The sequence below is a fragment of the Cupriavidus yeoncheonensis genome, assembly GCF_905397275.1.
GTDB classification, from domain to species: Bacteria; Pseudomonadota; Gammaproteobacteria; order Burkholderiales; family Burkholderiaceae; genus Cupriavidus; species Cupriavidus yeoncheonensis.
In genome coordinates this window covers 39,683-59,900 of record NZ_CAJPUY010000013.1, presented here as the reverse complement: position 1 = coordinate 59,900, position 20,218 = coordinate 39,683, and the positions used below count along the sequence as shown (strand labels likewise).

The window sequence follows — 20,218 nt, the reverse complement described above, 5'->3', positions numbered from 1 at the left end:
TTGCCGCCAGTACCGCGCGCACTGCGCGGAGCTGGCACGCCCCATGCGTCAGTGCTCCGGAAAGCAACACCAGCATTCCCTTCCCATCGGAGCCCGACATGACCACGTTGCAGAACCACCGCTTCGGCTAAGCCGCCGCCGTCGGCACCCACACCGCCGTCGCCGTCCGATTTCCGCCGCCCCGATTTCGGGGTTGGAGCGCGCGCCGCAGCGAACCACAATACAGACACGCAAGGCAGGCCCGGTCACCACGGTGGCCGGGGTCCCGCGCGTGGTTGCAGGAAGACATCGTGATCAACGCCTCTACCGAATCGCCACTGACTGTTTCGCGGACGCCTCGTGCCGCTGCATGGGTTGCCGCCGCTGCGTGCGCGGGATGGCTCGCCGGCTGTGCAGACTTCCGGCCGCCGGTGTACGAACGTCCCGAAACGCCTGCCAAGACGGAATGGACGCGGCAGGAGTCGATCACGGTATCGCCGGCCGAAACCGTGCAGCCGAACTGGTGGCAGGGCTTTCGGGACCCGTATCTCGACAAGCTGATCACGCAGGCGCTGTCCGGCAACTACGACATCAAGGTGCTGGCCGCGCGCATCCGCGTGGCGCAGGCGCAGATCGGCGAAGCCAAGGCCGGCGCGCTGCCGGTGGTCGATCTCAACGCGGGCGCAAGCATCACCAAGACCACCAGCCAGACGACTGTGCGCAGCTTCAACGCGGGCGCCCAGCTGAGCTGGGACATCGATATCTGGGGCAAGGTCGAGAAGGGCGTGCAGGCGCAGACCGCCGAGTTCCATGCCACCGAGGCGGACTGGCGCGCCGGCTACCTGACGCTGGCCGCCAATGTATCGACGACTTACTTCCAGATCCTGCAGTTCGACGAACAGATCGACCAGCAGACGCGCACCGTGCAGAAGAACGGCCAGATCCTCGGCACGTACCAGGCCATGTTCCAGAACGGCCTGGTGCCGAAGATCCGCGTCATGCAGCAGCAGGCGGAAATCAACCGGCTCACCAAGGACCTGATCGAACTGCGCCGCTCGCGCGACGTGACGGAGAACGCGTTGGCCACGCTGGTCGGCGTGCCGGCGGGCAATCTCAAGGTGCCGCCCGGCAAGTTGCAGGACCGCGTGAAGCCGCCGCCGGTGCCGGCGGGCCTGCCGTCGCAGCTGCTGGCGCGCCGGCCCGACATCGTGGCCGCTGAATATCGCGTGCTGGCGGCATACAACATCGTCGGCCAGGCCCGGCTCGCGCAGCTGCCGAGCATCAGCCTGACCGCAAACGGCGGCATGGCCAGCCTCGCGCTGAGCAGCTTGCTGAAGACGTTCACATTCGGCCTCGCGCCGGCCATCAGCCTGCCGATGCTGGACCCCAACGTTCGCGCCCGCATCAAGACCACCGAGGCGCAGGTCAAGGTCGTGGAAAGCGACTACGGCCGCACCGTGATGAACGCGTTCGAAGAAGTGGAATCCGCGCTGGTCAACGTCGACGCGCACAAGAAACAGCGCATCGAGTTGCAGCAACAGGTTGACCAGCTGCGCGTGGTGTCCGCGCAGATCGAGGCGCAGCTCAGGGAAGGCGTGGTGTCGCAGCTCGAAGTCTTCGAGACCGAGCGCTCGCTGCTGACCGCGCAACTGTCCTTGTTGGCCGTCCACCAACAGATCCTTGCCGATACTGTCACGCTCTACAAGGCGCTCGGCGGCGGCTGGTCCGACGTGCAAGTGCGCAACGCCGCATCGAACAGCGCGCCCTGACGGTGGTGCGGCACGGGCGCGCCAGGCAGCGTTCACGATACATCGGCTCGGTCCAGCGCAGGGCACGCCCGCGGTTTGCGCCGCATGGGCGACACCCCGCGCGCAACGGCCGGCACTCAGCCAATTGACTAGCGAGAGGCGTGGCCTACTATGTTGATTGTCGATTCATCCCCCGGTGCGGCAGCGGTCAAGGCTGCGCTGTTGGTTTCTTGGAAACATGGCTCCTGACGATGCACTGATCATGGAAATGCCGGTGAGGATGGGTCAGGAGTTCGACATTCTGCTGACACCGGTCTCTCGTCCGGAGCTGGGCGAGATCCGCATCGGCGACGACCTGTTCGCCGTCGGACGGACCGAGGCACCCTTCATTTCCTACCCCGAAGAGCTGACGGCGGCGCTGTCGCGCCGGCATGCGCGCATTTTCGCCGAGCATGGGGCCGTCTATGTCGCGGACCTGGGCAGCAAGAACGGCACGCGCATCAATGGCGCCGACGTCGCCGGGCACCCGCTGCGGCTGCGCGATGGCGACGAGCTTTCCTTCGGTTCGGCGCTCTCGTTCCATGTCAGGCTTGCGCCGCGCGTGCCCGCGGCGGAACCGCCACGCGTCGCGGTCACGCTGATGCCCGAGCGCGGCGACCTGGGCCTGCAGCCGGTCGAGCTGACCGGCTTCCCGTACCTGATCAGCAAGGCCGACGACACCTTCGCGCGCTACCGCGACAGCCATCCGCAGCAGGTCAACTACCTGTCGCGGCGCCACGCGCATATCTACCTGAAGTGCGGCATCCCGTTCCTGGAAGACCTGGGCAGCACCAACGGGACGTTCGTCAACGGCCACCGGCTCACCGACCACGGCGTGCCGCTCGACGACGGGGACCTGATTGCGTTCGGTGGCAGCCACTTCGTCTACAAGGTCGCGGTGCAGCGCGAAGGCGATGCCGATGCCACGGCTACGCGCACCGTATTCGCAGGACCGGACGCGGCTGCCGAGGTCGAGCCCGTCGTGGAGCATGCCGCGGCTCCCGCGGCCCCCGCCGTCCCGATTGCCGACGAGGGCGCCGACAAGACCACCTTTGTCGGCGCAGCCGACTCGTTCCTCGACATCTTCTGCGTCGACTATGCGGCGCGGCAGGAGGACGAGGTCAACGCCGAGGCCGAAGCACAAGCCGCGGCAGCCACCGATGCGTCGGCGCGCAAGCGGAGCCGCCCAAGCAGCCGCATGGCGATGCTGGCGGCGGAGATCGCCGGGCGCTTCGGCCTGAACGACCCGGTGCGCATGAAGCGGGCGGGGCGCTGGGCCGCGGCAGTGGTGGCGCTGGCTGCGGTGGGGCTGGCGGTGCTCTACCTGCGCGGCATGCCCGAGCGCGACGTGAAGTCGCTGCTTGCCGATGGCCGGTATGCCCAGGCGGCGAAAGCCGCGGACGCTTACCTCGCGAGGCATCCCGACGACGCGCCGTTCCAGGCCATGGGGACGGAGGCGCTGCTGCGCGCCTACGTGCCGCAATGGGCCGGCAAGCTCAAGGCGCGGGATTTCAGCGGCGCCGCCACGGTGCTTGCCGGGATGGTCTCGGGCAGCCAGCACAATGCGGACGCCCGCCCGCTGGTGGGCGAGCTTGAATGGATCGGCAACCTCGAACGCTACTTCGCGCAGCGCGGCGGCGCCGATGCGCCGATCCGGCTCTACACCGACGAGGCGGTGATACGCGGCCTGCTCACGCACTGGAACCAGGACACCGCCGCGCACCAGCGCGCGCTGGGCCGCATCGCCGGATACGAGCCGGCATTCCGCGATGTTTATGCCAACGCGCTGAGCGATGTGCGCAAGCTGCAGACGGACGAGTCGGTCTACCTGGCCGCCATCGAGCGGCTCAATGCGACCATCGCCACGGAGCTAGCGCGCGACCAGCCCGAAGCCCTGCAGCCGGTGCTCGCCGACTACAAGGAGAAGTACCCGCGTCTGTCCGGCCTGGACAAGCTGCAGGACGACCTGCGCCGCTACACCGCGCTGATGCAGCCGCTGCGCTCGCGCAACCCGGGGCCGCTGGTGGCGCGCATGGCTGACGCGAAGTTCGCCACGCCGCCGTTCCAGGCGCAGTACGCACGGCTCGCGCAGCGCCTCCCCGGAGCGGACATGGTGCATCAGTACGCGGCGGCCGCGCAGGCCTGGCAGCGCGGCGACAGCGCCACGGCCATCGCGGGGCTGCGCCGCATCAGCGCGGGACCGTGGGCCGACGACGTGACGAAGGATGCCGCGCACAAGCAGCAGGTCGCCGCGCAGTACGCGGCGCTGCAGGGCGCGCGTGGCGCCAGCGGCTACGAGGACAAGCTGCTCGGCTTCTACGCGATGCTCGACCCCGATGAAGACAAGTACTACGCCAAAGCGGTGGAGACCGATGTCACGGCAATCCGCGACAGCGCGCTGCGGCGCGCGCGCGAGCTGATGAGCCGCGCCGTCGCCGGCTGGAAGCAGTACCGCGCCAACGGCCAGATCGGCGCCGATCAGCGGCTGGAACCCGGCATCTCGCCGAAGTTCCGCGACCAGGCGCGGCGGCTTGCGCAGGCACAGGAAGACGCGCGGCAGGGCATCCGCATTGTCAGCCAGCTCAAGGCGGGCGAGAGCGCCGACCTTGCGCAGTGGAACAAGTCTGAAGAAGAGATCCGCGCCGAGGTGGACCAGCAGCGCCGTGCCTTGCAGGAACTGCGCATGGTGCTCGATCCGGCCGTGCTCAAGGCGAAGCTCGAACTGCTCGGTGGTGAAGGCCAGGGTGCCGAAGCGCAAGCCGCAGCGGCGCCGACGGCACCGGACAAGCCGAAAGAGGGGCGGCCATGAATGACGCGCAAGGCGGCAATCGCCTCAGGCCTCTCTCCGAGGCGCTTGAAGACCACGGCGGCGAGGGTCTCGCCATCCTCACCGCCGAGCCGTGGCGGCTGAGCCTGCTGACGGTGGTGACCACGTTTGCGCTGGTAGTGTGCGCGCTGATCTGGTCGTTCTTCGGCCACGCGGATGTGATCGTCACGGCGGAGGGCACGCTGGCGCCGGAATCGGAAGTCAGGCGCTTCTATGCGCCGGTCGACGGCGAACTGGCCGACCTGTACGTCGCGGAGGGGCAGCCCGTCTCCAAGGACGACGTGCTGGCCCGCCTGAACGCGCGCGGCGCGATCGAGGCGGCGGCCAACGCGCTGGAAGCGCAGCTCAAGCTCGAGGACTCGGAACGCGAGTGGAAGCAGTTCCCGGAAAAGAAGGCGTTGATGGAACGCCGCGCCGCCGCGCTCAAGCAACAGATCGACGTATCCACGCGCCAGCACGAGACGCGCATTGCCGAAGGCACGACACGGCTCACCGAGCAGCAGCGCGCGCAGGTGCAGGAGGCGCGCAGCAACGTCGAGAATTCGCGGCGCGCGCGCGATTTCGCGCGCCAGGAGCAGGACCGCTATACGCGCCTGTTCGCGCTGCCGGGCGGCGGCGGCGTGTCGCAGTCGCAGGTCGAAGCCAAGCGCGCGGCCACGCAGGAGGCCGACAACACCCTGCGCGTGGCGCAGTCCCGGCTGGCCGAACTGGAAGCACGGCAGGGCCAGGAGCTGACCCAGGCCAACGTGCAGCTCGAAAGCAGCGGGCAGGAGCTGGCGGGGCTGCGCGTGCAGTACGACGCGGCGATGCGCGACATCGCCAGCACCGAGGACAAGCTGCGCCTGCAGGTGCAGACCGCGCGCCTGGTGGCCGAGGCAGCCGCGCGCATCCGCTTCGAGAACATCGACAAGGACAATTTCCTGCTGATCCTGGCGCCGGTGTCGGGCGTCATCACCGACGTCACCTCCACCCAGCGCGGCGACAAGATCCAGGCCAATACGCCGATCGGCGGCATCGCGCCCAATGACGCGCGCCCCGTGCTCAAGATCGCCATTGCCGAGCGCGACCGCGCGTTCCTGAAGGAAGGCCTGCCGGTCAAGCTCAAGTTCAACGCGTTCCCGTACCAGCGCTACGGACTGATCGAAGGCACGCTCGAATACATCTCGCCGGCCACCAAGCTGGGCGGGGCGGACAAGCAGCCGGTCTATGAAGGCCGCATCCGCCTGTCGCGCGACTACTACGCCGTGGGAAGCAGCCGTTATCCGTTGCGCTACGGCATGACCGCCACGGCCGAGATCGTGGTGCGCGAACGCCGGCTGATCGACCTGGGCCTGGATCCGTTCCGGCAGGTGGCGGGGTAGCGGGACACGGATATCACGGGCAAATCGCGACCGCGCGCAGCGCGGCCGGTAAAGGAGGTAGGGCCATGACTGGCATCGTGCGTATCGACGACGAGGTACTGGGCGTCGAAGAATTCATCCGGCTGCTCAAGTTCACCGGGCAGTTCGAAGGCCTGGTCGAACAGATGGTGCGCGACAAGCTGACGGTGCACGCGGCCAGGCGTGCGGGCCTGACCCTGGCGCAGGAGGATATCCAGGAGCGCGCCGACCAGTTCCGGCGCGTGCAGGGACTGCACCGCGCGGCGGACATGAACCACTATCTCGACGCACTCGGCGTGAGCCTGGACGAGTTCGAAGTCTTCGTCACCGACAGCCTTTACCAGGAGCGGATGATGGAGCAAGTCTGCAGCGAAGCGGCGGTGCACGAATACTTCCAGCTCAATTCGCCGCGCTTCGACAGCATCGAAGTCAGCCATATCGTGGTGGACAGCGAGGGCAAGGCCAAGGAGCTGATCTCGTTCCTGCAGGATGATCCGGACAGCTTCGCCGACATGGCGCGAGAACATTCGATTGCCGATACGCGCGAGCGCGGCGGCGACATCGGCAAGGTGCTGCGCGGTTCGCTCAAGACCGATATCGAGGCCAAGGTCTTCAATGCCGAGGCCGGCGACCTGCTCGGACCGTTCGCCTCGCCGGACCGCTCGTTCTTCGAGGTCTTCCTGGTGCGCGCCAAGCATCCCGCGACGCTGGACGGCGACGTTGCGGTGGAGATACGCCGGCTCCTGCGTGAAGAGTGGCTGATGGCGAGGGCGCAGGAACATGTCATCGAAGCCCGCTAGCGAAGGCGGAGCGGCGGCAGAGGTGCCGCCGCCGTCGGCCACGTCCCCTGCGCCGGTTGCCGCTTCGCTTGCCGCGCCGCTTGCTGATTTCCTGGCGACCGTGGAAATCCTCTCGGCCCTCACGCGCGAGGAGCTGGAGCAGCTCGCCGCCGCGGCGCAGACGCAGGCGTTCGGCTTTGGCGACACCGTGTGCAATGCCGGCGAACCGGCCCCCGGGCTGTATATCGTGAAGACCGGTTCCGTGCGCGTCTTCAACGAGGAGCACGGCAAGGAAATCAGCATGGGCGTGCGCAAGGCCGGCGAGGTGTTCGCCGACATTGCGCTGCTGCGCGAGTACCACCATGAGTCGTCGGTGCGCGCATCGGGCAAGACCGAGCTGCTGATGATTCCGCGCAGCGTCGGCGAGAAGGTGGTGGCGGGCAACCAGGCCGCGCTGGCGTTCATCACGAGCTATGTCGCCATCAGCTCGGCCGGCGGCTTCGTGGCGCGGCTGTTCGACCTGCGTGGCAAGCTGGACCGGCGCGAACTGGAAGACGCGGTGCGCAGCGTGGGCGTGAAGCGCGTGGCCGCGGGCAAGGAGATCCTGAAGCAGGACGGGCGGGAAGACCGGCGGCTCTACGTGGTGCGCCAGGGAACCGTGCGCATGGTGCGCAGCGAGGACGGCGACGAATTCTCGCTGGCGACGCTGGGCCAGGGCGATATCTTCGGCGAACGCGCCTGCGTGATGCGCCAGGAGCAGATCGCCTCGGCCATCGCCGAGACCGAGGTGCGCCTGCTGGTGATCCCCGAGAAGACCGTGCAGCTCATCCTGGAGCGCAACCCGCGCCTGCGCGAGGTGCTCGAGGAGCGCATCCGCGTGGTGGACCGCGAACTGCACCGGCAGAAGAAGCTGGCCGAGCGCCGCAAGCGGCCGGTATTGCTGGACCTGCATTCCAAGCCGGAGCTCGGCGAACGGCTGATCCGCCGCTTCGCGCTGGTCGAGCAGGCCGAGGAGATGGATTGCGGCGCCGCGTGCCTGGCCATGATCTGCAAGCACTACGGCATCCCGATGTCGCTGGGCAAACTGCGCGAACTGGCCAACGTGACCACGCAGGGCGCCACGCTCGAAAGCCTGGCGCGCGCGGGTGAGTCGCTGGGCTTCACCACGCGCGGCGTGCAGTGCACGCGGGACTCGCTGATGGGTTTCGAGCTGCCATTTATCGTGCACTGGGAGGGCTACCACTACGTGATCGTGTACGGCGTGTCGGGGCGCTGGGTATGGGTGGCTGACCCCGGCATCGGCTTCCGCAAGATGAGCGCGGAAGAGTTCGAGCGCGGCTGGAGCGGCACCTGCCTGCTGTTCAGCCCCGGCGAGAGCATGACGCAGCTGTCGGTGCAGCGCTCGCCGTGGCTGCGCTTCATCAGCTACCTGGCACCGTACAAGAAGATCCTGGCGCACCTGTTCCTGGCCACGTTCGTGATCCAGATGCTCGGCGTGGTGCCGCCGCTCATCATCCAGAACATCCTGGACGGCGTGGTGGTGCACCAGAACGTCGGCCTGCTGAACCTGCTGATCGTCGGGCTGATCATCGCCAATGTGTTCTCGCAGCTGATGGCGACGATTCGTGCCTACCTGGCCAACTTCATGGTGCGCAACATGGATTTCGCCATGATGTCGCACTTCTTCAAGCACACGCTGTCATTGCCGCTGTCGTTCTTTGCCAAGCGCAAGACCGGCGACATCTTCGCGCGCTTCCAGGAGAACCAGACCATCCGCGCCTTCCTGACCGAATCCACGGTGACGACGGCGCTGAACTTGCTGATGGTGTTCATCTACTTCACCATCATGTTCCTCTACAACGTCAAGCTGACGCTGCTGCTGATCGCGTTCGTGATCCCGATCGCGGCGCTGACGGTGGTGGTCACGCCACGGGTGAAGACCTACGCGCGCGAAGTCTTTGCCGCTTCGACCGACGCCAAGTCCTACCTGATGGAGACGCTCGGCGGTGCCGAGACGGTCAAGGGCATGGGCATCGAGCGGCCGGTGCGCCTGCGCTGGGAGGCCAAGTACGCGAAGGCGCTGGAGAAGCAATACCAGGCGCAGGCCTTCCATATCCTCGTTGGCTTGGTCAGCCAGCTGCTCAACGCGGCCACGACCATCGCCGTGCTGTGGGTAGGCGCCACGCTGGTGCTGCAGCGCGAGCTGACCATCGGCCAGCTCATCGCCTTCAATGCGTTCATGGGCAGCGTGCTGGCGCCGCTGATGGGCCTGGTGGCGCTGTGGGGCCAGCTCAACGACGCGGGCGTGGCGATGGAACGGCTTGGCGACGTGCTGGACCTGGAGCCCGAGCAGAAGCCGCAGGACGTGATGTCGCGCGTGATGCTGCCGGACCTGCAGGGCGAGATCGAGATGGATGGGCTCTACTTCCGCTATGGCGGCGAGGATACGGCCTATGTGCTCGAAAACATCAGCCTGCATATCAGGCCGGGCGAGATGGTGGCCATCGTCGGGCGCAGCGGCTCGGGCAAGACCACGCTGGCCAAGCTGCTGGTCGGGTTCTACCGGCCGACCGAGGGCTCGATGAAGGTGGATGGCTACGACATCGGCGTGATCGACACCGAGTTCTACCGCGCGCAGGTGGGCTACGTGATGCAGACCAACCTGCTGTTCTCGGGCACCATTGCCGAGAACATCGCCTGCGGCGACGAAAGCCCCGACCGCCGCCGCATCGAGGAAGTAGCCCGGATGGCCGACGCGCACCCGTTCATCACCAAGCTGCCGCTCGGCTACGAGCAGATCGTCGGCGAGCGCGGCATGGGGCTGTCGGGCGGGCAGATCCAGCGCCTGTGCATTGCGCGCGCGCTGTACCACGACCCGCGCCTGCTGGTGTTCGACGAAGCCACGTCCGCGCTCGACACCCAGTCGGAGAGCAACATCCTGGCGAACATGCAGGAGATCCTGCGCGGGCGCACCGCGGTGATCATCGCGCACCGCCTCAGCACGATCATGCAGGCCGACAAGATCCTGGTGCTGTACGAGGGCGCCATCGTCGAGCAGGGCCGTCACGAGGAACTGCTCGATCGCAAGGGCATGTACTACCAGCTGGTGCATAAGCAACTGAGCACAGCATGAAGCTATACAACCAGGGCGCACGGCCGCCCGCAGCCGATGCCGCCAGCCACTCCGCCGTCTCGTTCGCGGGGCTGATGGAGAAGATCGAGATCCTGCGTTCCACGCTGCGCTGGTCATCGCGGCTGGAGCGGGCCGATATCGAGAAGCTGCTCAAGCAGGCCACCACGCTGCGCGACGAGGTCATGGGGCTGTCGCACAAGGAGCGCTTCGTCCAGGCCGCGGCCGGCGGCGAGGCGCCGGTGCACGAAGAAGTCGAGCGCATGCCGCGCGAGCGGCGCCAGGCGCTGCTCGAACGCAGCTTCATCTTCGAAGGCACCTTCGGCGACAACCCGAAGCTGCTCGAATCACTGGAGACCGCCGAGAAGGCGGCGCCTACCGACCTGCCGGTGCTGATCGACGGCGAAAGCGGCACCGGCAAGGAGCTGATGGCCAAGGTGATCCACGCCAACGGCTCGCGCCAGGATCGGCCGTTCATCTCGGTCAACTGTGGCGCGATCCCGGACAGCCTGCTGGAGTCGGAGTTGTTCGGTCACAAGAAGGGCGCATTCACGGGCGCCAGCAGCGACCGGCGCGGCAAGTTCGAGAGCGCGCATACGGGCACCATCTTCCTCGACGAGATTGGCGAACTGCCGCTGACGGGGCAAGTCAAGCTGCTGCGCGTGCTGGAAGCGCACGAGATCCAGCGCGTGGGGTCGGACGAAGTGATTGCCGTCGATACGCGCATCGTCGCCGCGACCAACAAGGACCTGCGGAGCATGAGCAAGGAAGGGACCTTCCGCGAAGACCTGTTCTACCGGCTCAGCGTGATCCACGTGTCGGTGCCCGCGCTGCGCGAGCGGCGCGATGAAATCCCGTTGCTGGTTGCCTTCTTCTGCGACGAAGCCGCCGGCATGCTCAAGCGCCGGCCGGTCAGGCTCACGCCGCGGCTGCGGGATTTCCTGATGCACTACGAGTATCCGGGAAATATCCGGGAACTGCGCAACCTGTTGTACCGGGTGTCCTGCCTGGCGGGCGATACGGCGGATCTCGTGCACCTGCCGCAGGATATCCGGCCGAAGCCGGCCGCGCTGGCGGTGGTGCCGATCGGCCCTGTCGGCGCCGTGTCAGCGCTGCCCGCGTCGCTGAGCGAGGCCAAGCGCGCTGCCAGCGACGAGGCGGAACGGGCGTTCCTTGAGCGTGGCTTGCAGGAGGTGGGAGGGACCGTGGCTGAACTGGCGCGGCGCTGCGACATGAACCGGTCGCATCTGCAGATGCTGCTCAAGAAGCATGGGATCCATTCGAAGGATTTCCGGGGGCAGAGGGAGAAGGGGTGAGGGTGTGATGGGGTTCCGGGGCCTGGCGTGTTCAGCCGGCCGCGGCGGTTCGCTGCGCCCGGCTCGGTGAAAGACGAAGCAGGGCTTACAGCTCCGGATTCACCAACGTCCTGTCCGACCCATAGGGATCCTCCGCCCGTACCACCACCACAGTGACATTGTCATGTCCCCCGTGATCCAGCGCCATTTTCACCAGCTCCTGGGCGGCGGCATCCAGGTCGCCCCCGGCGGCCAGCACGGATGCAATGGCGTCCTCTTCGACTTCATTGCTCAGCCCATCGCTGCAAAGCAGGAACACATCGCCGCCGGCGACATCGACGAACAGCTGTTCCGGCAATAGCGTGTCGGCCGCGCCAACGGCGCGCGTGATGGTGTTGTGCGCGGGATGGTGCCGCGCTTCCTCCGCGGTGATCAGCCCGCGTGCGAGCAACCGCTCCACCTGGCTGTGGTCGCGCGTCAGCCGCTGCAGGCGTCCGTCGCGCATCCGGTAGAGCCGGCTGTCACCGGCCCAGAGACATCCGCAACGCCGGTCGCCCGCTGCCAGCACCACCACGGTGGTGCCTACGCAGCGCACCTGAAGGCGCGCGGCTTCGGCAATCAGCGTACGGTTGACGTCCTGCAGCACGGCGCCTACGTCGGCGAGCCGCTCTTCCAGCAACGGCCGTGCCGCCAGGGACGCCAGCGCCTGCGTGACGGCCTGGCTCGCGAAATCGCCGACGGCGTGGCCGCCCATGCCGTCGGCCACGACCCAGATGCCCTGATCGGGCAGATCCAGGCACGCGTCCTCATTGCGCTCGCGTACACGGCCTACGTCGGTGCAGGCCGCCGATGCCCAGCGGAATTGCGTCACGCCAGTCAAGATGCCCTCCATCAGCGCAGGTCCCGGACGCGGTCGCGTCCGGCAACGCCATGCTCAGTTCAGCCGGCCGACAGTGCGCGTGCCCTGATCGGCGTCAGCGCCGATGCTCGGACTGGGCGCGCGGTTCCGGACGTCGACGGTCTGGAACGGGTTGTTCATCTGAACAGCATAGAAGTTGTTGTTGATCTCGTAAAAGTTGATCGCCTGTCTCCGTCCTCGGAGACCGCCGTGCGCTGGACGCACGGATGCATCCAGCCAAACGCCCTCGGCGTGCCGTTGCGCCACGGACGCGCCATGGCGTCGGCGTCCGAGGGTCCGGGCAGTGTCCATCCGTGCCATGGGCCACGCAATCACTGTGCCATGGACATCACCGGCGCGGGCCGCGGCGGCGAGAGCCTTGTCTGGGGCGGGTTACGTGCCGATGCCCGTGCGGGCTGGCGTTGCCGGCGCGGAGCAAGCGTTGGCGATGGACCGACATCCTGGCGCGGGAGTGGTGGGCTCTGTCCACCAGTTTCCGGGCGTATCCGCTTGGTTCCCGGTTTCCGAGGTTGCCCCTGGTGCGGGGTGGAATGGTGGTGCCCGGCCAACAATCTTGCCGCCATGGCGTTGGCCGCCAGGCAACAGTTGCCGGGGCTCCATGGCGCCACATTCCCGGCAATCATTGAGCTGGCACGAAAAGGACGCCTTGGCACGCCTCGTGCAGAGCGTCTGGCAACGACGCCGCAATGACTGCGGCAACCAGACACCAGACATCCGAGGCCAGCCATGCCACACCAGCACGAACAACAATTCAAACACCATGACGGCGCGAGCCTGGCCTCGGACCTGCCGCTGGGCGCCCATCTGGTAACGGGGCGCCACGGCTACGCGCATCACGGCATCTACGCCGGCCGGGGCCGGGTCATCCACTATGCGGGATTTGCCCATACGCTGCAGGCCGGCCCGGTCGAGGAAACCAGCCTGGAAGCGTTTGCCGCCGGTTGCGCCGTGGCGGTCCGGCTGGAGCCGTGCGCCCGCTTTGTCGGCGTCGAGGCGGTGGCACGCGCCCGTTCCCGCCTGGGCGAGAACCGCTACCGCCTGCTTTCCAACAACTGCGAGCACTTCTGCTCATGGTGCCTGTCCGGCGAAAGCCGCAGCGAGCAGGTGGAGGCCTGCCTGCGCCACCCCCGCGCCGCGCTGTACGCCGTGTTGCGGTTCGCGGCTACCGCCCTGCAGGTCAGCCTGCGGGCGGCCTGAAACGTTTTTGTACAGAACACCAAGGAGGCAGCCATGTCCGGACTGATCGTCAGAGCAGATTGCGCCGTGTATCGCGGACGCCAGAGCCACCGCAACGGCCAGCCTGCCGTCGCCGCGGCGGGAGGCCGGCACGCCGGCAGCAGGTTCGGCCGCCACGCCCCGCGCCGCGCGCGGCTGGCTTCGCAGGGGCGATCCCCGATGGCAGGCGAATGCCGGCGGCGGTGACAGGGGTGCTGGGAGCTTGGGTGTGGATGAAGCGAAGGCTTGGTCCCGCCGACAGGAATCGAACCTGTATCTAGCGCTTAGGAGGCGCTCGTTCTATCCATTGAACTACGGCGAGGGACAGAGCTGTCAGGACCGTCGTTCCGCAGGGTTGCGGTGATCCTGAAGACGGGGCGGAGTATATCAAAATCCTCCCGCCTGGAGCGGGTTCCGGGCGGAGTTGGCAACGCCAGTGCGCGCCATGCCTCCGGCGAGGCCTCTATAAAAGCCGCCTCGGAGGCGGCTTCAGAAGGGCGGCATCCACGCCGCCATCGGGTTATTTTCTGTGATGCACCAGCCGATTCCACCAGTACTGCACCGGGTGTTCGTGCTCCGGGTAGAACGGCGACTTATGGAAGAATTCGGCCCGCACGGCAAGGATGTACAGGGCAATGATGACTGCGGCGAAGAGCAGGGCGGTAAGCATGGTGGTCTCCTATGGCAGGAACCGACTTCATTCTAGGTGCCACTGCACCTAGTGCCCGCTGGTTTTCGAGAAAAGCTGGATCACCGCCACGCCGGCGATGATCAGCACGATGCCCAGGCAGGCGGCCAGGTCCGGCACCTGGCGGTACAGCACCATGGCGATCAGCGTGACCAGCACGATGCCGGCGCCGCTCCAGATGGCATAGGCGACCCCGACCGGCACGGTCTTCATGACCAGCATCAGCAGGTAGAAGGCGCAGGCGTAGCCGGCCACGACCAGGATGCTGGGCACCAGCCGGGTGAAATTCTCGGCGGCCTTGAGACTGCTGGTGGCGATGACTTCGGCCACGATGGCCAACGTAAGGAGCAGATATCCGTTCATAGGTGAAACAAAGAAAGCCGGCGGCGGGCGGGAATGGCCGGCGCCGGAAGCAGGCAAAGGTTGTGCAGACAACGCAGGAGGCCGGTAGCCCTCCCTTGCGGTGGTTGTGCAAAGCGTAATTGCAGGCTTGAATGATAGTGTGCAGTCTGAGTGACATGCAGGCTGTCACGGCATCGCAGCGGTACCCGACCAGGCCGACTATCCACAACAACGCACGGCGGCGGGTGTTTTCAGTTCTGGGGGAGCGGTATGAGCAATCAAGGTATTGACGGGGAGACAGTCTGGCCGGCCACCCGTACGGCAGTCGCGGAGGCTGACGAATCGGGTGTCTGGCAGAACACCATCGCTGCGGCGGACTACGCCCTGGAGGAGGCGTCGCGCATTCACCGCGGGGTCCAGAGCAATCTCAAGCTGATGCATGAAGTCCGGGCGCTGCGCGAGGAACTGCGCAAGTCGCATGCGGAAGTCGACCGCTATCGCGGCATGCACGCGCGCGTGGTGGTCAGCATGCGCCAGCTCGAAGAGGAGCAGGCCGCCGAGGTCGGCCGCCTGCAGACCGAGAACGAGATGCTGCTGGTGCGCCACCGCGTCTACAAGCTGCTGGCCGAGCACTACGGCGTGGCGGCGCTGCGCTTCGACACCGCCACGTTCTGCCAACATCGCGACCGCGTGCTCCAGCACGTGCTGTTCCAGCGCCGAAAAGGCGTCGCGCTCGAAGACATCCGGTTCAGGGATGTCGCCTTCCTGGTGCTCTAAGCCGGCCTCAGCCGGTCTTGCGGCGCAGTACGAACAGCGCCAGCATGCCGCCCGCCACGCCCCAGAAGGCCGAGCCCACGCCGGCCAGTGTCATGCCGGACGCCGTGATCATGAAGGTGAGCAGGGCGGCTTCGCGTTCGTCCGGCGTCTGCATGGCCACGGTCAGGCCGTTGGCGATCGATCCCAGCAGCGCGAAGGCCGCCAGCGCCACCACCACGGCCTTCGGGAATGCCGCGAACAGCGCCGCAATGCTGGCGGCCAGGATGCCGGCCACGAGGTAGCCCACGCCGCAGACCACGGCCGCGGTGTAGCGCCGGGCGGGATCGGCGTCGGCCTGCGGGCCGGTGCAGATGGCGGCCGTGATGGCTGCCAGGTTGATGCCGTGCGAGCCGAACGGCGCCAGCACGGCCGAGGCGAAGCCCGTCACGGTGATCAGCGGCGATGCCGGCACGTGATAGCCATCGGCGCGCAGCACCGCCAGGCCCGGGATATTCTGCGAGGCCAGCGCCACGATGAACAGCGGGATGGCGATGCTGACGAAGGCCTGGAAGGAGAACGCCGGCGTGGTCCAGACCGGCACCGCCGCCGCCAGCCGGAACCCTTCGAAGTGCAACTGGCCCAGCGCGCCGGCCAGCGCCATACCGACCAGCAGCACGCCCGGCACCGCGTAGCGCGGCCACCAGCGGCGGCCGGCCAGGTAGGCCGCGAACATCGCCAGCATCAGCACGGTCTGGTCCTGCGCCTGCACGAACACATCCACGCTGATCCGGAACAGGATGCCCGCCAGCAGGGCCGAAGCGATACTGGCCGGCAGCGCGCGCATCAGCTTGTCGAACCAGCCGGTCAGCCCGGCGGCCGTCATCAGCAGCGCCGCCATCAGGAAAGCGCCGATCGCTTCCGGGTAGGGCACGCCGGGCAGGCTGGCGATCAGCAGCGCGGCGCCGGGGGTGGACCACGCCACCACGACCGGTACGCGCATAACCAGCGACAGGCCGATGGTGGTCACGCCCATGCCGATGGACAGCGCCCACAGCCATGACGCGATCTGCGCGCTGCTCAGGTGCGCGGCCTGCCCGGCCTGGATCATCAGCACCAGCGAACTGGTGTAGCCGGTCAGCGTGGCGATCAGGCCGGCAACGACAGCCGAGACGGAAAGGTCGGAGAATTTCAGGGAAGCGGCAGGCATGGCGGACGGCTGCGGAAATGGGGCCTAATCGGCACGGCCGACATCTTCGCATGAGTGCCGGCCAGCACCAACGCCCGGGCTGCCGCTTCCGCTTCCGTCAGTCAGCCACCTTGTCGCTCGGGAACTTGAAGGAATCGCGCAGCAGGTAGCTCATGGGGATGTCGAGCGTGATGCCATGCGGGGGAATCGGGGCCTGGAACCACTTGTGGTACAGCCTTGGCGTTTCCTGGTCGTAGACGGCGGCGACCAGCGTCTTGTCCACCAGCTTCTTGAATTCGGCGTCGCCCTTGGGAAGCATGATGGCGTAGGGCTCGATCGTCAGCATCTCGCCCGTGACCTTGAAATCGGCCGGGTGGCTGGCGTTGGCGCGCAGGCCGTACAGCAGCACGTCGTCCATCACGAAGGCGTCGGCCTTGCCGGCTTCCACCATGGCAAAGGCCTGCGCATGGTCCTTGGCCTCGATCAGGCGCCACTGCATCACGCCGCCTTCGTCCATCTTGCGCAGCATGGCCAGCGGCGTGGTGCCGGACGTGGAGACCACGGTCTTGCCGCGAAGATCGGCCCACCTGGCGATGCCCGAGCCGCTCTTCACGATCATGCGGCTGCCGGCGATGTAGTGCGGGATGGTGAAGGCAACCTGTTCGCGCCGCTCGCGGTTGTTGGTGGTGGAGCCGCACTCCATGTCGGCCTTGCCTTCGACGATCGCGGGAATCCGGTTGGCCGGCGTGACCGGCACCCATTCGACGCGCAGGCCGGGCAGATGCAGCGAAGTGCGCACGGCATCGGCAATCTTCAGGCACAGGTCCACCGCGTAGCCGACCGGCTTGCCGTCGGCCACGAACGAGAACGGCACCGAGCTTTCGCGGTGGGCAATGCGGATAACGCCGGTCTGCTGGATATGCTGCAGGACCGGCGCCGTGGCGGCCTCTGCAACGCCGGCGGCCAGCGAGCCGGCGCAGGCCAGGGAAGACAAGACAAAGGCGACATTCGGGCGCGAAGCCCGGCGCGACTGACCCGGTTCGATCATGGAAACCCCCGTCAATGGAAAATCGAAAAGCAAGTGGCGGCCGTTAGGTCTGGTTCCGTGCGGCTCTGAGTTGTCGTTGTCGCTGTACCCCGGACAGGCACGCATGCGGGGGAATGTGGTCCCCGGACGCATGCGTGCTGCGCGGGCTATTGTTCCATGTGCGCCGGGTCGCAGACAACCATGCGACAAGACGGCCGTACGACGCATGCAACGGCGGGCCGCCACCCCAGTTGACGGGGCTTTCCCTTACGGATATCTCCGAACTGGAGTGATGTAACGGCGATTGATATGCTTGGTTCCGTGTCCTGCGAGCAGGGCACCGAGGAGAGACTCTTGGGCCCGCGTTGCGGGCCCTTTCTTTTTTACCTCGTTCGAGGGGGTGCGGCACCAACCAAAGGTGCGTAGATTTTGCCCCTGCTGCCATCCCGCCTGCTTGAATCGCCGCCTCCTGGTTGCGGCGCGACTCAAAGGGGCGAGGTTTTCGCCGTCATGGGCATGCAGACCCAACGGACGGACGAACAAGGCCTACGAAGGCCGACGGGCAGCCTTGAGGAAAAAGGAACGGAGAAATCACCTGATGAAGAGCCAACGCTACAACGCGCTCGCACTCGCCATGGCGGGTGCCGCGCTGCTGACCCTGTCCGCCTGCGGCGGCGGAGACAGCAACACCGCTACGAACACGACGCCGCCGGCGGCGTCGAATCCCGACCAGCCGGTCAGCAAGTCCACGCTGAGCGGCACCGCTGCCACCGGCAGCGCGCTGGCCAATGCCAATGTCTCGGTGACCGATGCCAACGGCGTCTCGCCTTGCGAGGAAGCCAGCATCACCACTTCGGCACTGGGCACCTATACCTGTACGCTGAAGACTGGCGCGACAGCGCCTTTCTTCATCGTGGTCACGGATCCCAGCGGCAACACGGCCCCGCTGGTCAGCGTAGCCACCAGCGCGCCGGCGGCCGGCGCCGCCCTGACCGTCAATGCCACGCCGCTGACCACGGCCATCGTGGCCCAGCTCGCGGCGGACGGCAACGCGCTCAGCGTGGTGAACAGCAAGACGGTGGATGCCGCCAAGCTGCAGCAGGTCACGGCCAATGTGCTGACGCAGCTCGGCAACGTGCTGAGCGCCATCGGCGCGCCGGCGAACTACAACCCCTTCAGCACCGCCATCAGCGCCGCCACGGTGTCCAATACCGGCAACACCGCCGACCAGGTGCTGGACGTGGTCAAGGTGGTGACCGATCCGTCCACCGGCAAGCTGGCCCTGTCGACCATCGACAACCCGACCCCGGTGGTGCTGGCCACGGCCGACAACGCCGGCGGTCAGCTCGCCGCCCCGGCCGCGGGCGTGGCCGACCTGCCGGCCGCCAACCAGCAGCTCGCCAAGGCGCTGACCGCCTGCTTTGCCCTGACCAAGCCGCAGCGCGTGCTCGACGGCGCCTACCTGCCGGCTTCGCAGGGCGGCAACAACGTGACGTCGATGGGCACGGCATGCCAGAACATCGGCGCCAGCAGCAGCAACGGGGCCGGCATCGAATTCCTGCACAACGGTTACGCCTATGGCCAGTTCATGGTGGATCTGCTGATCAGCGACACCATGACCGGCGCCCAGTTCAGCGTGCCGGAGGTGATGCTGTTCACCAAGGCCGCCAACAGCGCATCCGGGCGCGACGAAGCCGTGCTGAACATCAAGTACCTGGATGCCAATGGCAACCCGGGCAACAAGATCGTCAGCGCCAGCAACGTGCCCAACAGCGCATCGGCCGCGCATGCGTCCACGTGGTGGCTGACCGGCAACGGCCAGCCGGTGGACGTGTCCGTCAGGACTCTGGTGCGGCGCGTGGAGCAGATGAACCCGAGCTTCAGCAACCCGAACTCGAACAACTACAGCCACTTCCAGAGTGGCATCCAGTTCAGCGTCAACGCCAAGGGTCCGGGCAGCGTCAACGGCAACGACACGCTGACGCGCGCGCGCATCAAGGGGCCGGGCCTGCCGGTCGCGGGCCTGGTCTATACCGCCCCGGTCGACGCCGAGGTGGGGCAGAACTATATGGACGTGACCAACCAGACCGGCGATGTGACAAGCGATACCGGTCGTTGCGGCCTGCCTGCCAACGCTCCGAACCCGACCTACAACTGTCCGAATTACTGGGTCGGGCGCACCGCCGGCATTACGGCTGCCACCGGCGCGGGCACCTTCCGCAACAACCAGGGTGGCGTGTCGTGGGCAAATGGGTCTCTCCAAAGCGGCGCCATCGCACGCGGTGCGAAGTACCAGATCGAGCTCTTCTATGGCTCCAACACCACGGCCACTTACACCTACCGCAAAACCCTGCTGACCGACCTGATCCCGGCCACGCAGGCGGTCAACCTGCCCTGGAACACGCTGGGCAGCCGCTCGCTGGCACTGCTCGATCCTAATGGCAGCCTCGCGGGCGTGCAGCAGTCGCCTACCATGGACTGGGTGCAGAACATCGCCGCTGAGCAGATCGGCGGTATTGCGATCAGCGTTGATCCGGTCGGCACCTACAGCACCACCACCACGGTGGCCAAGGGGGCGACCTCGGCGGCGGTAATCGCGCAGGCAGCTGCGTTCAACGCCAATTCCATCCGCTCACTGCTGCTCAACTACCGCATGCTGGACAACAGCAGCAAGAGCGCTGCGTATACCTTCAACTAAGCCTTCGGCCAGGCCGGTCCAGATTTCCGGCGAAAGCCCCGCGGGTCATGCCCGCGGGGCTTTCTTCTTTTGCACCGGTCACCTGACGCAAGGCCCGCGGACGGGTTCCCGCGCCGGTGTTCTACAATGCGGCCTGCCTTGCGCCAAAGCCGCCAGCTCCCACGGCTGCCGGCGCGCCTTCCGATCCTGCACTTCTGCCGCCCGATTTCCT

15 protein-coding genes and 1 tRNA gene are annotated in these 20,218 nt (G+C 66.9%); 9 read left to right on the top strand and 7 right to left on the bottom strand.

Features of this window, described 5'->3' with window-relative positions; genetic code table 11:
- Window positions 1–317 precede the first annotated feature (317 nt).
- From KHO22_RS18495 to KHO22_RS18470, 6 genes are all read left to right on the top strand, one after another.
- Window positions 318–1,748 (top strand): efflux transporter outer membrane subunit, encoded by a 1,431-nt coding sequence (locus tag KHO22_RS18495; RefSeq protein ID WP_230426931.1) that lies wholly within the window; start codon window positions 318–320, stop codon window positions 1,746–1,748.
- Window positions 1,749–1,965: 217 nt separating this feature from the next.
- Window positions 1,966–4,575 carry an FHA domain-containing protein gene (locus KHO22_RS18490; RefSeq protein WP_211948620.1) on the top strand — a complete coding sequence of 870 codons (2,610 nt, stop codon included), beginning with the start codon at window positions 1,966–1,968 and terminating at the stop codon, window positions 4,573–4,575.
- Window positions 4,572–5,954, top strand: coding sequence for a beta-barrel domain-containing protein (locus KHO22_RS18485; protein WP_211948619.1), 1,383 nt, complete (start codon window positions 4,572–4,574; stop codon window positions 5,952–5,954). Before KHO22_RS18490 ends, KHO22_RS18485 begins: the two co-directional genes overlap by 4 nt.
- Before the next feature lie 65 nt (window positions 5,955–6,019).
- Window positions 6,020–6,772: a peptidylprolyl isomerase gene (locus KHO22_RS18480; RefSeq protein WP_211948618.1), complete on the top strand. Its 753-nt coding sequence runs from the start codon at window positions 6,020–6,022 to the stop codon at window positions 6,770–6,772.
- Window positions 6,753–9,884 (top strand): peptidase domain-containing ABC transporter, encoded by a 3,132-nt coding sequence (locus tag KHO22_RS18475; protein ID WP_230426922.1) that lies wholly within the window; start codon window positions 6,753–6,755, stop codon window positions 9,882–9,884. Before KHO22_RS18480 ends, KHO22_RS18475 begins: the two co-directional genes overlap by 20 nt.
- A complete protein-coding gene (locus KHO22_RS18470; RefSeq protein ID WP_211948617.1) occupies window positions 9,881–11,197 on the top strand; it encodes a sigma-54 interaction domain-containing protein in 1,317 nt (438 codons plus the stop codon). Before KHO22_RS18475 ends, KHO22_RS18470 begins: the two co-directional genes overlap by 4 nt.
- An 85-nt stretch (window positions 11,198–11,282) precedes the next feature.
- On the opposite strand, the gene KHO22_RS18465 is transcribed toward KHO22_RS18470, so the two are convergent.
- Together KHO22_RS18465 and KHO22_RS18460 are read right to left on the bottom strand one after the other, a co-directional pair.
- On the bottom strand, window positions 11,283–12,068 hold the full coding sequence (locus KHO22_RS18465) for a PP2C family protein-serine/threonine phosphatase (protein WP_211948616.1): 786 nt from the start codon (window positions 12,066–12,068) through the stop codon (window positions 11,283–11,285).
- A 42-nt stretch (window positions 12,069–12,110) separates the two neighbouring features.
- Window positions 12,111–12,341: a hypothetical protein gene (locus KHO22_RS18460; protein WP_211948615.1), complete on the bottom strand. Its 231-nt coding sequence runs from the start codon at window positions 12,339–12,341 to the stop codon at window positions 12,111–12,113.
- Between the two features lie 480 nt (window positions 12,342–12,821).
- Between KHO22_RS18460 and KHO22_RS18455 the strand changes: the two genes are divergently transcribed.
- A complete protein-coding gene (locus KHO22_RS18455; RefSeq protein ID WP_211948614.1) occupies window positions 12,822–13,292 on the top strand; it encodes a lecithin retinol acyltransferase family protein in 471 nt (156 codons plus the stop codon).
- A gap of 265 nt (window positions 13,293–13,557) precedes the next feature.
- Here the strand turns inward: KHO22_RS18455 and KHO22_RS18450 are convergent.
- The 3 genes from KHO22_RS18450 to KHO22_RS18440 form a co-directional block, all read right to left on the bottom strand.
- Window positions 13,558–13,632 (bottom strand) — tRNA-Arg (locus KHO22_RS18450).
- Between the two features lie 198 nt (window positions 13,633–13,830).
- Window positions 13,831–13,980: a hypothetical protein gene (locus tag KHO22_RS18445; RefSeq protein ID WP_211948613.1), complete on the bottom strand. Its 150-nt coding sequence runs from the start codon at window positions 13,978–13,980 to the stop codon at window positions 13,831–13,833.
- 48 nt (window positions 13,981–14,028) lie between these two features.
- Entirely contained in the window at window positions 14,029–14,361 is a 333-nt protein-coding gene (locus KHO22_RS18440; RefSeq protein WP_211948612.1) for a DMT family transporter, read from the bottom strand.
- Window positions 14,362–14,610: 249 nt separating this feature from the next.
- On the opposite strand from KHO22_RS18440, the gene KHO22_RS18435 reads away from it, so the two are divergent.
- Complete coding sequence (locus tag KHO22_RS18435) at window positions 14,611–15,117, top strand: hypothetical protein (protein WP_211948611.1); 507 nt, start codon at window positions 14,611–14,613, stop codon at window positions 15,115–15,117.
- Window positions 15,118–15,124: 7 nt separating this feature from the next.
- On the opposite strand, the gene KHO22_RS18430 is transcribed toward KHO22_RS18435, so the two are convergent.
- Together KHO22_RS18430 and KHO22_RS18425 are read right to left on the bottom strand one after the other, a co-directional pair.
- Window positions 15,125–16,303: a benzoate/H(+) symporter BenE family transporter gene (locus tag KHO22_RS18430; RefSeq protein WP_211948610.1), complete on the bottom strand. Its 1,179-nt coding sequence runs from the start codon at window positions 16,301–16,303 to the stop codon at window positions 15,125–15,127.
- A gap of 97 nt (window positions 16,304–16,400) precedes the next feature.
- A complete protein-coding gene (locus tag KHO22_RS18425) occupies window positions 16,401–17,330 on the bottom strand; it encodes an amino acid ABC transporter substrate-binding protein (RefSeq protein WP_211948609.1) in 930 nt (309 codons plus the stop codon).
- Window positions 17,331–17,907: 577 nt separating this feature from the next.
- Between KHO22_RS18425 and KHO22_RS18420 the strand changes: the two genes are divergently transcribed.
- Window positions 17,908–20,007, top strand: a complete 2,100-nt coding sequence (locus KHO22_RS18420; RefSeq protein WP_211948608.1) for a hypothetical protein — start codon at window positions 17,908–17,910, stop codon at window positions 20,005–20,007.
- The last annotated feature ends 211 nt before the right edge of the window (window positions 20,008–20,218 follow it).

What these genes read in the sequence shown, in the direction of transcription:
- KHO22_RS18490 (WP_211948620.1), top strand. Translation starts at nt 1,966, where the DNA reads ATGGCTCCTGACGATGCACTGATCATGGAAATGCCGGTGAGGATGGGT.
- KHO22_RS18485 (WP_211948619.1), top strand. Translation starts at nt 4,572, where the DNA reads ATGAATGACGCGCAAGGCGGCAATCGCCTCAGGCCTCTCTCCGAGGCG.
- KHO22_RS18480 (WP_211948618.1), top strand. Translation starts at nt 6,020, where the DNA reads ATGACTGGCATCGTGCGTATCGACGACGAGGTACTGGGCGTCGAAGAA.
- KHO22_RS18475 (WP_230426922.1), top strand. Translation starts at nt 6,753, where the DNA reads ATGTCATCGAAGCCCGCTAGCGAAGGCGGAGCGGCGGCAGAGGTGCCG.
- KHO22_RS18470 (WP_211948617.1), top strand. Translation starts at nt 9,881, where the DNA reads ATGAAGCTATACAACCAGGGCGCACGGCCGCCCGCAGCCGATGCCGCC.
- KHO22_RS18465 (WP_211948616.1), bottom strand. Translation starts at nt 12,068, where the DNA reads ATGGAGGGCATCTTGACTGGCGTGACGCAATTCCGCTGGGCATCGGCG.
- KHO22_RS18455 (WP_211948614.1), top strand. Translation starts at nt 12,822, where the DNA reads ATGCCACACCAGCACGAACAACAATTCAAACACCATGACGGCGCGAGC.
- KHO22_RS18445 (WP_211948613.1), bottom strand. Translation starts at nt 13,980, where the DNA reads ATGCTTACCGCCCTGCTCTTCGCCGCAGTCATCATTGCCCTGTACATC.
- KHO22_RS18440 (WP_211948612.1), bottom strand. Translation starts at nt 14,361, where the DNA reads ATGAACGGATATCTGCTCCTTACGTTGGCCATCGTGGCCGAAGTCATC.
- KHO22_RS18435 (WP_211948611.1), top strand. Translation starts at nt 14,611, where the DNA reads ATGAGCAATCAAGGTATTGACGGGGAGACAGTCTGGCCGGCCACCCGT.
- KHO22_RS18430 (WP_211948610.1), bottom strand. Translation starts at nt 16,303, where the DNA reads ATGCCTGCCGCTTCCCTGAAATTCTCCGACCTTTCCGTCTCGGCTGTC.
- KHO22_RS18425 (WP_211948609.1), bottom strand. Translation starts at nt 17,330, where the DNA reads ATGATCGAACCGGGTCAGTCGCGCCGGGCTTCGCGCCCGAATGTCGCC.
- KHO22_RS18420 (WP_211948608.1), top strand. Translation starts at nt 17,908, where the DNA reads ATGAAGAGCCAACGCTACAACGCGCTCGCACTCGCCATGGCGGGTGCC.